We start from the raw sequence: 13,161 nt of genomic DNA, 5'->3' as shown, positions 1-13,161 counted from the left end.
ATAAAAAAGGCCCTGATGGGCCTTTTTTATTACGTGTCCGCCACTCAATGTAAGGTTAAGATTGTTCAGCCGCCGTCAAGGGTGACGGTTGGCTGACGGGCTTAAGCACCGCATAAACCAAACCAGTTACCAGCGTACCTGCGGCAATGGCGGCTAAATACATCAACACCGGACTGATTGCATTCGGGATCAACAGCACAAAGAGGCCACCGTGTGGCGCCATCAGTTTTGCACCAATTAGCATAGATATCGCACCTGTCAGTGCACCACCTGCGATGCACGATGGGATCACTCGCATTGGGTCTTTGGCCGCAAATGGAATCGCCCCCTCCGAGATAAAACACAGCCCAAGCACAAACGATGCTTTACCCGCCTCTTGCTCTGCATCATTAAATTTACGCTTGGCTAAGAACGTCGATAGCCCCATCCCTAGCGCCGGCACCATACCTGCCGCCATGATCGCTGCCATCGGCATATAGGTACCACTCTCAATCAGGCCGACGCCAAAGGTATACGCCGCTTTGTTGACGGGACCGCCAAGGTCAAAGCACATCATCGCACCCAAGACGACGCCAAGGATCACCGCATTGGTCGAGTTCATACCCTGCAAGAAGCTGGTAAGACTTTCCATGGCAACAGAGACAGGCCCGCCCACGACATAGATCATCACCAAACCGGTAAACAAACTGGCTAATAAAGGGATCACGAGAATGGGTTTAAGGGCTTCCATTGAGGCCGGCAAACTGACTTTGTCTGCCACAAATTTAGCACTGTAACCGGCGATAAAACCTGCCAGTATCCCCCCTAAGAACCCAGCACCGGTAGACGCGGCAAGCATACCACCAATCAAGCCGGGCGCCAGACCAGGGCGATCTGCAATTGAGAAGGCTATAAACCCGGCCAATACCGGTACCATCAGTGCGAACGCACTGCCGCCACCAATTTGCATTAATGCCGCCGCAAGCGTCCCCTCTTCTTTGAACGCCTCAATGCCAAAGACGAACGAGAGCGCAATAGCCAACCCGCCGGCGACGACCAGAGGGAGCATATGTGATACGCCTGTCATCAAGTGCTTATAGACACCGGTACGTTCACCTTGGTTAGCACTGCTGTTCGATGAACTCGCTTGCGTTGTTTGATAGACCTCTGCGTTAGCAAGCGCATCATCGATCGTCTGCGACGCTTTTTTCAACGCCGTGCCCGTACTGGTTTTGTATAAACGTTTACCCGCAAACCGGCTCAAGTCGACCTCAATATCCGCCGCGATAAAGACGAGATCCGCCGCTTCAATTTCCTCATCTGTTAATGCATTTTTCGCACCTACCGAGCCACGTGTCTCAATTTTTACCTGATAACCTTTCGCTTTAGCCGCTTCTTCAACCGCTTCTGCCGCCATAAAGGTATGCGCAACACCGGTAGGACACGCCGTAATGCCCACTATGCTGACGGTGCTGCTCTCGCTTTGCGTCTGCGCGTGATACGGCTGTGCATGATTCGCGGCGGCATCCAATACCGCTTGGGTATCGGCCATCACCTCATTCAAGCTTGCTTGATAGACAGGCTTGCCGTTAAAGCGAGCCGACTCTTTTGGCTCCCCCACTAAGAGGACACGGTCAGCGTTTTCAATATCAGTTGTCGATACCGCCTGGGTTGGTTGTACACTGGACTGACACTCGATCTGTGCCGTCCATCCTTTTAACATCACGGCCTTTTCTAACAGCCCAGCCGCGATAACGGTATTGGCGACGCCACTTGGGCACGCCGTCACAATCACCAGATTCATACCTTTTACCCCACTCATGGATTGGTTTTATTACGCGTGCACTGACAGCTCAACAGGCGACACGCTGATTTTTTCGATTAATTGGTTCACGTCTTTACGATTGCGCACACCGACCCCCACTTGGGTGACAGCAAGCGCAGAGATAGCGACCGCGCGACACAGCGCCGCCTCTTTGCTTAGGCCGGCCTGGCATCCTGATACCAGCCCTGCCACTAAAGAATCCCCCGCCCCAACGGTACTCACCACTGATTGCGCAGGCGCCACAGCCTTAAGCCAGCCTTCCTTATCGCGCCAAAGCACCCCATCGACGCCGCGAGAAATAACCACATTCGCGATCCCCTGGTTAAACAATTGCTCACCGCGCGCCAGCAACACTGCTTGCTCATTACTGATGGGCGCGTTGAGGCATTGAGCCAGTTCAGCTTCATTAGGCTTAACCAACCAAGGGGTTGCCTCAACGGCTGCGCGTAAGGCATGCTGACTGGTATCAACAACCACTTTTTTCCCTGCATCGCGCAAGGTGGTTATCCAAGTGGTCAACTGCTCGGTCGAGACACCGGGAGGTAAACTGCCCGCAAGCACGATCCACTCATGGTGCTCAGCCAGACTAAGCAAGCGCGCCGTCAATGCCTCAATATCGGCCTGTTCAACCGCCATACCAGGAAAATTCAAATCAGTGACACGTCCCGCTTTTTCAACCAGCTTGACGTTGGTGCGGCTAACGCCCGGCACACGCAAAAAGTGATCGGCAATGCCGTGCTCGGTAAAAAGGTGGGCAAACGGGTCTTGGTTATCTGCGCCAAGAAAACCTGACGCTGCGACCGTCGAGCCCAAATCCGTTAAGACACGTGCGACATTGACGCCTTTTCCCGCCGGGTGCAGTGTATAGTTTTGCACCAAATTGACATCACCAGGCTGCAACGCACTCACTGAGCCTGTCATGTCGAGTGCGGGATTGAAGGTTACGGTCAGAATGGCACTCATGCGTTCTCTCCCAACCCATCTTTAATAGCATCACCCAGTGCCGCAATCGCTTGTTCGGCGTCGCTTCCTTGGGCGGAAAACTGTAACTGGTGCCCATGTTTCACCCCAAGCGCGATCACTTTCATCAAGCTTTTTGCGTTAACCGGCGCCGACTGGGTGGAAGCGTTGGCAACCTGTATATCAGCACTGAATTTTTTCGCCGTATTGACCAACATCGCCCCAGGACGAGCGTGCAAACCATGCGCATTCGTCACCGTATACAGGCCTGTTGGCCCCTCTGCGGTGGGCGCTTCAGACGGCGCCGCTGTATGAGGTTGTACGGGGGCGGGTTCAGCAGACAACGCATCAACCAGCGCTTGTGGCGAGTAACGGCCAGATTCCGCCAGTTGTTTATCAAGCTTCCATTGCATCAAGGTATTAAGCACAGGAAGATGCGCACGGTTGTTGGCTGCGACACACCAAAGCGCACTGACCGACAGGGATTGGTGAGACAATGACGTCGCAGGCATCACCAACGACAATCCGCTCTGCAGCACACCGTCTCCCACACCGAGCAACCAATGCCCTTCACCAAGGTGCACCGGCTGGCCAGCGACGGCTTGGCTTACGCCATCGCTATCTAAACAGTGATGATTTTTGAGCAATCCCGCGCCCACGGCTTGCAAGGTGGTGATATCTGACGCTGGAAAGCCAGTTAACACCATATCGCTGCTAAACCAGCACACGCGTCAACTGACGTAAGATACTCAAGTGTTCATCTGATTTAGCGGCGATACCAATGGCCACGTAAGCGAGGTTTCCCTCTCCCCAGTCAACACCCTGGGGAAAATGAAACACTTGTACCCCTGTTTGTTTAACTTGATCGCGGGTATCCGTTGTGCCATGCGGGATGGCAATACCGTTGCCCAGATAGGTACTGGTTTGGGCTTCTCGCGCCAGCATACCGTCTTGATAGCCCGCGTCGACTAGCCCTTTTTGGGTGAGTGCTGCGGCCATGGCTTTGATAGCCTCGTGCTTAGACGCCGCGTGTTGCTGCATATGAATATCGTGTACGTTAAGTGCCAACATGAGGTCGTTCCTCTTTTTTCAGTGCCGCGGCACGGGTTGATGTTGTCGTCGGCCACATCAGTATCACTTAGACATGGCGGACATATTGGTTGGTCGCAAGTCACCGGTCATTGGCAGTGTTCGCGTTTGACTTGCCACATTCGCTTTACCTAAAAACTGAAACGATTCAGCTTTTAGGTAAAGCGATAGACATTGCTCCCGGCGTTTGGTCAATCTCTTCCACTTATAAGTGCCGGAAGAGATAAGCCGCATCGTCTTTCCAGCATCTTGAGATCAGCCGCCAATAATTGACACAAGCTGAAACCTTTCAGCTTTAAGGCTGAATCGTTTTAGCTTATAATGCAAATAAATTATGGATCTGAAGTGCGTAAACTTTGATCGCATTCACAAAGCCATCAGTAACGATCGGCCTACTTAAGGATCGCTTTATGAAGCTTGATGAAATTGCCCGTCTTGCCGGTGTATCACGCACAACGGCAAGTTATGTGATTAATGGCAAAGCCGACCGTTATCGGATCAGTGAAAAAACGCGAGCACGCGTGATGGCGGTGGTCGAACAACACAATTATCAGCCGAACCGCGCCGCCACAGCCTTGCGTGCAGGCACCACACAAACGCTTGGTTTAGTCGTTCCTGACTTGGCGAACACCAGTTACGCCACGTTGGCAAAACTCTTTGAACGAAAAGCCCACGATCAGGGCTATCAGGTTATTATCACAGGCTCTGATGACGACCCAGAACGAGAAAAAATAGTGGCTGAGACCCTCGTCTCCAGGAAAATTGATGCGTTAATCGTCGCCTCTTGTTTGCCTGCAGATAATACCTTCTACCCCAAATTACAACAGCAAGGCACTCCCATCGTTGCCATTGACCGCGGGCTGGATGCCAACCAATTCGCGAATGTGCTAAGTGATGATGAAAAAGGCGCTTACCAGCTCACCGAGATGTTAATTGCACCAACGGATGTCTATCAAGCAGGACTGATTGGGGCCGTCCCATCGCTGGCCATCTCACAAGACAGGGAGAACGGCTTTCGTGGTGCATTAGCGGCACAAGGCGTAGATGGACAAGTGCGTTACGGCCAAGCTTTCAGCCGTGCTGAGGGACAAAGGCTCATGACAGAGTGGATTGAAGCCGGTGACTTACCCGATGCTTTGCTCACCACGTCCTTCACGCTGTGTGAAGGGGTGCTGGACGCCATTAGGCAAACAGGTATCGCCCCTACTGCACTGTATTTTGCCACCTTTGGTGATAGCCGCATCCTCGATTTTCTTCCTTTCGGCGTGCAGTCTCTCCCTCAACAATTTGAAGCAATTAGCGACGCGGCGCTCAGTCTCGCGGTGTCGGCCGCGCAAGGAGACAACCATCCTGGGGTTATCACGGTTGAACGCCAACCGATTTGGCGCCCCCATCAAACACAAGCCTGGGTCGGGCTGGGTTAATAGCCTGTCGCTTCCATAAAGCCTCGGCCTGTGGCACTGCCATGCACTTCCACAGGCCCTTCCCAATAGGGAAAACTCAAGTCCATCCAGCTCTGTGGATTAAGTGGTTGAGTGATAAGGCTAATGTCCTCACTGGGCACTTTGATCTGCCAACGAATCGGCAAGTTAGCGCCCTCCGCCATCTTGGCATGACTGACCGGCAGCATACGAATATCATCCTGGTTCAGCGTCACGACTCGGCCATCAGGAAACAGTAATGAACCAAACATAAACGGCTCGGTGCCGCGTATTTGGGTAACCATTAACGCACGGCCATCATCTAAGTTAAGCCCAAACCAATCCCATCCCGTTTGTTCGGCGGCCATCGCGCCACTCGACCACTCCTTATCAAACCAGCCTTTTCCTGTCACGGGAATGGTTTCACCCGCAATGGTTAGCACACCCTTGACGGTTAGCTGTGGCAAAGAAAAATAATACGAAGCCGACGGCTGACTGGCATGACGGACACTATATCCCTCTTCACCGTGCTTGACCTGTTGTCCATTTTCGCGCACCTCCAACGTAAAGCCTACTTGCTTACCTTGCGCAGGCCACATTGCACGCACATTGGCAGGAAAAGGTTGTTTACCGCCCTGCCATTGCCAATCGTCTAACCAAGCCTCAAAAGGTGACAGCGTCACTCCTGCTTGATCAATCCCACCACGGGCAAAGCGCTCCGACTCCCATTGTTTATCATCGCTCGTGATAGCGACATGCGCCATATACAGCTGCTGACTCGCCCATCCTTCTTTACGATCCGGTGCTAATGCGCGGCGAAACAATGTCCATTGCACGCCATACGCTTTTCCATTAGCGTCGGTTAAGGTCGCGGTCAAATACCACCATTCAGTGGCAAAGTCTGAGTGTGCCGCCATGTCTTTGGGATAGGAAGGCGTATGGTCTGGGGTGACAGGGGCAAAGCCACTTTGCGAATCAAAAACGGCAAAATTTCCACTGGTATCAGGAGACGATGCGGACTGCTGACCCCACCATACCAGCGCGCCGAGCGCGATGATCACTCCGCCTCCTAACAATGAACGTATCATTTTCCGCTTCCATCGCTGAATCACTTCACTGCCTCTTTTTTACTGCGCATCACGCAACGACGCCGCCGCGGTGCGTTTTAGCATGCGATAAACAGGCCAAGCCCCTGCGACCATAAGCGCCAACATGGATAGCCCGATCGTGGTGGCATAGCTGATCGGGAAGACGCTCATGGTCATGGTCCACCCAAACGATGCTTTCAGGACAACATGGATCAACATGCCCGCCAGCACAAGCCCCAACGGGATAGCAATCAGCGCACTGGTGAGACCAAGCAACACTAACTGTCCTCCCCCGAGCGCAATGAGCTCACGCCCTGACAAGCCAAGGTAACGTAGCAAGCTGTATTGCCGTTGGCGCGATAGCTCGGTCGCCAAGGTCGAAAAGAACAACCCACATATCGCGACCACCAACATCAGTGCACACAAGCTTTCGGTCACAGTAAACGTACGATCAAAGATACGCATTGCATAACGCATGATATCCGCCTGGTTTTGCACCTGCCCGGTGGTCAGCGAAAAACGGTGATTGATGCGATCAACGAATTGCTCTGTTTGCGTGTCCTGATTCAAGACCACCGCCAGTGATGATCGGCCTTGCTTTAGCCATTGTCCCGCATCACTGCGTGTAGACACCACAAGCTGTCCGTAGGGGTTGCCATAATCGTAATAGATCCCAGCGACCTGCCAGCGCTCGCCCATCGGCGCGGGAAGGTTGATGGTCTCCCCCACGCCCACGCCAAATTTAGCCGCTAATGCCTCGCTGAGTAATACGGCACGTTCTTGGTGCACTTGTGCCCAATAATCAGGCTGAGCCGCCTTCATCGCCAACGTTTGTTTCTCAGACGGACGGTTTCCTACCGACAGCACTTCAAGCCGCCCTTGGTTTGCCGTCAGCTCCCGCCGGTAGCTGGTCCAAAATTGCGCCACGTCTTCATTGTTGACCAACCATGTTTCCATCTCATCGAGAGCGGCATGACTCGGCCGAACATAAACGTCCGCAGCCAAGCGCTGCTGTAGCCAAGTTTCAGTGCTGGTGCGAAAGCTACCGACCATGGTTTCCATACCAATATGCGCCGAAATCGCGAGCATAAATGCCATCGCCGCCACACCACGGTAACTTAAACTTGCCGCCGCATCGGTGAAAAACCATCGCCATCGCGCGCCCGTATAGGCTGCTGCGCTGGCATGAAACAGCCAGCCACACAAATAAGGCAGCGCTAAAGCAGCACTTAACATGGTAAAGGCAATCAAGGTAAAGCCTTGCCATTGGCTGGTCTCCCAATACGATACGCCCCACGCCGCCACGCCAAGCAACACCGCTAAAATCGCCTGCACGGCATACTCTCGATGTGTGCCACGCATCAAGGTCATCCGTTGCGATAAGCGCCCTGGTGAGGTGCTGACTAAGCGCACCAGCGGCCAAGCGGATGCCATCGCCGCCCCCAAAATAGCGAGGAGTAAACTGTAGAGTCCCCATTGCCACTGCCAATGCATGACTAAAGTGATATCTGCGCCGTACAAATCAGACAAGGTCGTAGCAACCGCGGGGAGTAATTGGTTGGCAAGCAACATACCCAACACATTGCCACTGACCACGCCAAGTAGCACCCAAAGTAATAACTCTGTCGCCATAACACCAGAAAGCTGGCGTCCATCAACGCCTAGCTGCCGAAGGGTACCGACCAAGGGCTGGCGCTGGGTCATGGAAAGGGAAATCGCCTGATAAAAAATAAACAGCCCCACCACAAAGGCCAACAATCCCATCGCGAGCAAATTTAAGTGAAAAGCGCGGGTCAGTGGGCCTAGTTGGGTTGATTGGGTTTTGGTCAGCGTCAAGGCTGAAGGTAAATTGTCACGAATCGTTTGTCGTTCCGCTTGAGACAAATCCCCGCATAACACCTCGGTAAACCCAGTACGAGGCGAAAGCTTACGCAGTAGCGCCATATCCGCCACCAAGTAGGTGCCCATACTCAGCGCATCATTATCGATAATACGCAAAGGGCCGATCGGCGGGTAATCCAGCAAATCGATCATTTGCCCCTCTTCCCAGCCTTTGTGCTCAGCCATGGCTTCGCCTACATAGACAGGATAAGGCACTGAAATGGCATCCATGGGAGACAATGAGGGGGCGTCATCTGTACGATGATTCGCGATAAATGGCAGCATCGCGATCGCATCCACTCCCATCAGATGAATATCGCTAAGTGACGGTGTCACAACGTCGAGACGATCAATCGGCACACATTGCGTCAAGCCTTGACGGCGCAAGCCAATGTAAAAAGCATGCGGCACGCGCTGTGTTCGCTCGGTATGATGAATGCTAAACGGGTACGGATTACTAAAAAGCTGTGCACCTTGGCGATAGCTTTGCTGCGCATGCTGGTTTATCGATAACACACCAACCAGCAAAGAGACACCCAGGGTTAACCCAAGCCAGACGAGAAAGACTTGAAACGGATGGCGGCGATAATGCCCCCATAAAGCGCTAGCGACGGGCCCGAACACTGAGCACGCCTCCTTGTAGCCCCACACTACCTTGCAAGTAGCTGGCCACGGTATCACTGTGTGTCACCAATAGCAGCCCAGCTTCCTGCTGACCGGTTAGCGTGATAAGCAGGCGCATCACCGCGTCCGCATTACGCTCATCCAAACTTCCCGTTGGCTCATCGGCAAGTAGCAGTTTGGGCGACATATATAACGCGCGTGCGATGGCGGCGCGCTGCTGTTGACCACCAGACACTTCTTCTGGGTAACGATTGAGCAATGGCATCAAATCAAGCTGAGAGACAATTTGTCGCCACAGACAACCGTCTTCTTTCAAGCCTTTTAATTGGCGACAAAAGCGAATGTTATCCGCAATAGAGAGGGTGGGAAGCAGGTTAAATTGTTGGAAGATCAAGCCGATGTTTTGACGTCGAAACTGCGTGCGTGCCGCCTCGCTCAATCGGTGAAGGGGGGTATCGTCAAACCAGATCTCGCCACTGTCGGGTTTATCCAATCCCGCAATCAAATTTAACAAGGTACTTTTACCCGACCCACTTTCGCCCATCAACGCCAATTGGCTAGTCGACGACAGCGACATCGCGGCGCCTTGCAGCACAGGGTGGAAATCACTCCCATCCTGATAACCTTTACACAGCCCTTTAATTGCTAACATGCCAATGCACACCCTTATAGTGTCTTAAAAACAGCAATAAACGAGAACTAGGTCACACTGTTTGATTAATTTGGCAATGTACCCCAATTAAGAGGCTGAGAAAAGCGTTAAAGCCGATGGGCAGCTTCCCAATTAATATTTCGTTTATCCTTAGCCATCATTAACAAGATTATTTAGCCAAACGCCTGACTTTACCCGAATCAAGGACCCTATCCATTTGACCACTTCTTCCACCCCCAGCAGCACATACACCCAATAAACCGGCCACTCAAAAACCGCTGCGGCGGCCAATACCACTGGAATGCCGATGAGCCACTGTGCAACAAAATCTTGCCCCAAGCAGTAGCGCACATCACCACCAGCACGTAGTACCCCAACAATCATCGCCATGGGGATCGTTTTCACCACAATCAACGCACACATCGCCCAATAAAAATAAGCCGTGATCTGTGCGGTCTCACCCGTTAATGCAGGGAAGAAACTTAACACCCAGGGCTGAATCATCAGCATCAAACAGGCAATTGCCACGCCGGCGATAAAATTAAATACCGCGACCTGCCAGGCTTGGTGGTAAGCGGTGTCCGTTTGTTGCGCCCCAAGGTTATTGCCGACCAAAACGGCGGCAGCATTGGCGGTGCCAATCAAAAACGACAGTGAAAGTGACTCGACGGGCGTGATAACCGCAATAGCCGCCAAGCCTGCTTCGTTAACGTGACCGATAATCGCGTGGTAAACGAACAAGCCTGACGACCACATTAAAAAATTAAATGCCGTCGGTAACGAAAGTGATAAAAAGCGCTTTACGGCGAGTAACGTTAATGACGCACGCCAATCAGCCAAAGAGAAGGCAACCAAGTGTTGACGGCGATACAAATAGACATACAAGGCAACAACCTCAACCATACCGCTAAGTACAGTCGCCACCGCTGCCCCTTTCGAGCCCAGTTCAGGCGCGCCCAGATTACCGAAGATAAATACCCAGTTGAGCACCACGTTGACACTGATCCCGACCCCACTAAAAAAGGTGCTGATCCCTGGCTTATGCATGGCACGAAGCCCGGCAGCCAACCCTGATACACTGGCCAGACAAAACAGGGATAAACCCGCAATTTGCAAGTAGTCTTGGCCCAGCGCAATAACGGTGGGATTATCACTGGCAAACCCCACAATGACATCTGCATAAGCCCAAAAGACAAACGCACTTAACGCCGCCGTGGCATTGGTTAAAGTCACAGTCAGCGCCGTTTTTTCACGAAAGCCTTGCCGATCACCCGCGCCCCAATATTGTGCCACCAGCATAGAGCCGCCGGTCATGGCGCCGAGAATCAGTAAGGAGGAGACAAACATCGCTTTACCGGCAATACCAATGGCGGCGACATCCGCTTCACTCAACTGTCCCACCATCAGGATATCGACCAAACTGCGGCTCGAAAACATCATGGTTTGCAGCGCAATCGGTACCGCAATTAAAAGTAAGCGTTTTAAAAACACAGGATCAAAGAAAGGACGGGAAAGTACGGTCACACACGACTCCAACCTATAGGTAACCTAGTTAGTTTACGTGCCTTTAAAACAGAAAAAAACGCCCGAGGGCGTTTTCTTATCTGCGAAGACACTCCGATTAATGTGGCATCACCATTAAGCCATCGGCTTGATTGTTCGGCCAAATACGGTACTCAGCATGGTATTTGACGATCGATTTATAGGCAGTCACTCTCGTCGGTGCTATCCATGCCTGATGCGCCCAGGCTACGACCGCCTGCTCAGGCCCCCGGACATAAACGCTCAGTGGTGAGACCAAGCGCTGCTCATCATCAAAAGCCGATTGCATCGCGTCTGGACACACGGCCATTGAATGCTGCCCACCCGATATGATTTTCACTTTTCGGTCAATCGTATCTTGTGTATGCACGCACCAACCCGCTTCAACCGCACAATCAATCCACTGCTGTAATTGCGATTTGTGGACAGGCTTGGCAGGTTCGCCAACCGGAAACCACTCGGCATACACTGTTTGTATTTGAGCAAATTCAGCGCCGAGACCCGCCTGCGTGCCAGCACTGCGGGCACGTTGAGTCCAACGTTGTAAGTCCGCTTTAACGCTGTGATGAAAACGTTGTTGCTTCACCGCTTGCGCCACCCAGCGACCAAGAAACGCCTCACGCGCATGGGGCGCATCGGCCACTTTTTTGGCGGCGATCGCTGCCGCGAGATCGTCAAAGGCGGCGGCCATCACAGTTTGAATTTCGGTGACATAACTCATGGTTCTTTGCTTGCCATTAGCCAATAGAAAGCGGCAGAGAGTATCGCACAAAGGGCGATCGCGCCAACCATCCCCCAGGGCGTACCGTCTGAAGCAACGGCAACCCCTGCACCAACCAACGAGCCAATACCAAACCGCATTGTCCCCGCTAAAGAAGACGCGGTGCCTGCCATTTGCGGATAGCAGGCCAACAAGCAAGCCATGCTGTTGCTGCCGATGGTTGAAATTACCCCAACATACATCATCACTGGAATCACGGTGCCCCAAAGCCCAATGTCTAACCATTGGAACACGGCAATGGCTATCCCCGCAGCCAGCTGCAACCCCAGCCCTAAGCGCAGCATCCAATGCGAGCCCATTTTGCGCACCAAACGGCCATTAATAAAGGTCATCACAATCAGACAGACAATGTTTAACGCGAACAAGTAGCCAAACATCTTCGCGCTCACACCGTAATAATCAATGTAAACAAATGAGCCTGCGGTTAAGAAAGAGAACATCCCAGCAAAGGAAAAACCTGAGCAGAAGATCATTCCTACGGCAAACGGTGTTTTAAGCATGCGGGCATAGTTACGCAATGACGCGCCAATACGCATAGGCGGCCGATTGTGTTTAGGTAAGGTTTCAGGGATCCTGACAATAATGCAAAGCATCACAAAACACGCCCAACCAGCCAGTACCCAAAAAATCGCGCGCCAATCAAACCAAGTGAGCAAATAGCCACCAATCATCGGTGCCGCTAAAGGCGCAATCGTCATCACCAAGGTGATAAAAGACATGGTGCGCGCAAACTCTTCACGCTCAAACATATCACGCACCAAGGCTTGAATAATCACCGCGGCAGCGGCTCCGGCAAACCCTTGCGTTGCACGTACAACTGTCAGTACGTCTATATCTTGAGCCATTGCACTGACCACGGCACAAACGAAAAATAGTGCCACACCGGCCAGCATCACTGGTTTGCGACCATAACTGTCAGAAATCGGACCATGAAAAAGCTGTCCAATGGCAAAGCCGGCCGTGTACGCAACCAAGGTTGATTTCACCGCACTGCTTGGTGCATTTAAATCCGCGGCAATCGCTGGCATCGCCGGGAGGTACATGTCGATCGCTAACGGTGTCAACGCTGCAATCGCACCAAGCACCAAGATCAAAAGCCAGCTTAATTGAGTCGGGGACGACGTGACAGCCGATGATTGCGACATAACTCTCCTTAACGTAAAAGACAGGACAAAGGGAAATAACGTGAGCGTGGTCAAAGTGTAACAATTTATTGTGTCGCCGTGGGAAAGAATGTCTTTCTTTTGGTCACGTTGTCGTAACACATGCTTCTCGATGAGCAATTAAAAAGCACAGCCCATGCTGTGCTTACCGTTACT

9 protein-coding genes and 1 pseudogene are annotated in these 13,161 nt (G+C 52.5%); 1 reads left to right on the top strand and 9 read right to left on the bottom strand.

The features are described 5' to 3' along the window. Nucleotides 1-55: 55 nt before the first annotated feature. The 3 genes and pseudogenes from fruA to BZG23_RS03790 all read right to left on the bottom strand — a co-directional run bounded on the left by fruA (nt 56) and on the right by BZG23_RS03790 (nt 3,835). The gene (gene fruA, locus BZG23_RS03800) at nt 56-1,783 is read right to left on the bottom strand and encodes a PTS fructose transporter subunit IIBC (protein WP_077606173.1); all 1,728 of its coding nucleotides are present in this window, start codon (nt 1,781-1,783) and stop codon (nt 56-58) included. Between the two features lie 30 nt (nt 1,784-1,813). Continuing rightward, nucleotides 1,814-2,767, bottom strand: a complete 954-nt coding sequence (gene pfkB, locus BZG23_RS03795; RefSeq protein WP_077606172.1) for a 1-phosphofructokinase — start codon at nt 2,765-2,767, stop codon at nt 1,814-1,816. Beyond that, nucleotides 2,764-3,835 (bottom strand): annotated as a pseudogene (locus BZG23_RS03790) (HPr family phosphocarrier protein). Before BZG23_RS03790 ends, pfkB begins: the two are co-directional and overlap by 4 nt. Nucleotides 3,836-4,263: 428 nt before the next feature. Between BZG23_RS03790 and cra the strand changes: the two are divergent. Then, nucleotides 4,264-5,277 carry a catabolite repressor/activator gene (cra, locus tag BZG23_RS03785; RefSeq protein ID WP_046073190.1) on the top strand — a complete coding sequence of 338 codons (1,014 nt, stop codon included), beginning with the start codon at nt 4,264-4,266 and terminating at the stop codon, nt 5,275-5,277. On the opposite strand, the gene BZG23_RS03780 is transcribed toward cra, so the two are convergent. The 6 genes from BZG23_RS03780 to BZG23_RS03755 all read right to left on the bottom strand — a co-directional run bounded on the left by BZG23_RS03780 (nt 5,274) and on the right by BZG23_RS03755 (nt 12,987). Continuing rightward, nucleotides 5,274-6,362: a lipocalin-like domain-containing protein gene (locus BZG23_RS03780; RefSeq protein WP_077606171.1), complete on the bottom strand. Its 1,089-nt coding sequence runs from the start codon at nt 6,360-6,362 to the stop codon at nt 5,274-5,276. The genes cra and BZG23_RS03780 overlap by 4 nt on opposite strands. Nucleotides 6,363-6,401: 39 nt before the next feature. Further along, nucleotides 6,402-8,867 carry an ABC transporter permease gene (locus tag BZG23_RS03775; protein WP_077606170.1) on the bottom strand — a complete coding sequence of 822 codons (2,466 nt, stop codon included), beginning with the start codon at nt 8,865-8,867 and terminating at the stop codon, nt 6,402-6,404. Continuing rightward, the gene (locus BZG23_RS03770) at nt 8,848-9,519 is read right to left on the bottom strand and encodes an ABC transporter ATP-binding protein (protein WP_046073188.1); all 672 of its coding nucleotides are present in this window, start codon (nt 9,517-9,519) and stop codon (nt 8,848-8,850) included. Before BZG23_RS03770 ends, BZG23_RS03775 begins: the two co-directional genes overlap by 20 nt. Nucleotides 9,520-9,669: 150 nt before the next feature. Next, nucleotides 9,670-11,043 carry an MATE family efflux transporter gene (locus BZG23_RS03765; RefSeq protein WP_231637374.1) on the bottom strand — a complete coding sequence of 458 codons (1,374 nt, stop codon included), beginning with the start codon at nt 11,041-11,043 and terminating at the stop codon, nt 9,670-9,672. Between the two features lie 97 nt (nt 11,044-11,140). Further along, a complete protein-coding gene (locus BZG23_RS03760; protein WP_046073186.1) occupies nt 11,141-11,782 on the bottom strand; it encodes a DUF2913 family protein in 642 nt (213 codons plus the stop codon). Next, nucleotides 11,779-12,987, bottom strand: coding sequence for a Bcr/CflA family multidrug efflux MFS transporter (locus BZG23_RS03755; protein ID WP_046073185.1), 1,209 nt, complete (start codon nt 12,985-12,987; stop codon nt 11,779-11,781). Before BZG23_RS03755 ends, BZG23_RS03760 begins: the two co-directional genes overlap by 4 nt. Nucleotides 12,988-13,161: the final 174 nt, after the last annotated feature.

It is taken from the genome of Salinivibrio sp. ML290 (genome assembly GCF_001995695.1).
Lineage (GTDB): Bacteria > Pseudomonadota > Gammaproteobacteria > Enterobacterales > Vibrionaceae > Salinivibrio > Salinivibrio siamensis.
Note: the sequence above shows the minus strand (reverse complement) of the source record. Positions and strands in the feature narration are given on the sequence as shown.

Excerpts from the sequence above, each read along its gene's own strand:
- fruA (WP_077606173.1), bottom strand. The coding sequence starts at position 1,783 with ATGAATCTGGTGATTGTGACGGCGTGCCCAAGTGGCGTCGCCAATACC.
- pfkB (WP_077606172.1), bottom strand. The coding sequence starts at position 2,767 with ATGAGTGCCATTCTGACCGTAACCTTCAATCCCGCACTCGACATGACA.
- cra (WP_046073190.1), top strand. The coding sequence starts at position 4,264 with ATGAAGCTTGATGAAATTGCCCGTCTTGCCGGTGTATCACGCACAACG.
- BZG23_RS03780 (WP_077606171.1), bottom strand. The coding sequence starts at position 6,362 with ATGATACGTTCATTGTTAGGAGGCGGAGTGATCATCGCGCTCGGCGCG.
- BZG23_RS03770 (WP_046073188.1), bottom strand. The coding sequence starts at position 9,519 with ATGTTAGCAATTAAAGGGCTGTGTAAAGGTTATCAGGATGGGAGTGAT.
- BZG23_RS03760 (WP_046073186.1), bottom strand. The coding sequence starts at position 11,782 with ATGAGTTATGTCACCGAAATTCAAACTGTGATGGCCGCCGCCTTTGAC.
- BZG23_RS03755 (WP_046073185.1), bottom strand. The coding sequence starts at position 12,987 with ATGTCGCAATCATCGGCTGTCACGTCGTCCCCGACTCAATTAAGCTGG.